Here is a 580-nt window from a genome sequence, read left to right as displayed (position 1 = left end):
CTGGTGGTGGCGGGTTCGCGCGGCGTGATGACCGGCCGCCGTTCCGTCGTGATGACCGGGACCGTGATCGGGACGCGCGTGGGCGTGACGACCGGCCGCGTGGGCCGCGTCCGGACGACCGTGACCGTGGGCCCCGTCGCGACGACCGCGATCGCGGACCGCGCCGCGACGACGGACCACGCCGTGACGACCAGCGCGGCGGCTTCCGGCGGGACGGGGACCGGCCGCGACCGGTCGGCCGGCCCGACGACCGCCGTGATGCCCGGGGCGGAGACCAGCGGCGCGATGACCGTCGTGGTCCGCGCCGGGACGACGAGCGGGGCGGGTTCCGACGTGAGGGTGGTGGCGCTCGGGAAGGCTTCCGGCGCGACGACAACCGCGGTGGCTTCCGTCGGGACGACGATCGCGGCGGGTTCCGTCGCGATGACAACCGTGGTGGGTACCGCCGGGACGACCGCGGCGGGCCGCAGCGCGGCGACGACCGTGACCGTGGCGGGTTCCGCCGGGATCGGGACGACAACCGCGGTGGGTTCCGCCGCGACGACGACCGTGGTGGCTACCGTCGGGATGACGACCGGGG

Annotated in this window: 1 pseudogene; it reads right to left on the bottom strand. The window is 76.6% G+C overall.

From position 1 onward, the window contains the following. Nucleotides 1–580, bottom strand: a pseudogene (locus KUM32_RS38995) (hypothetical protein); the annotation flags it as partial.

It is taken from the genome of Streptomyces sp. AC627_RSS907 (assembly GCF_019049165.1).
Note: the sequence above shows the minus strand (reverse complement) of the source record. Positions and strands in the feature narration are given on the sequence as shown.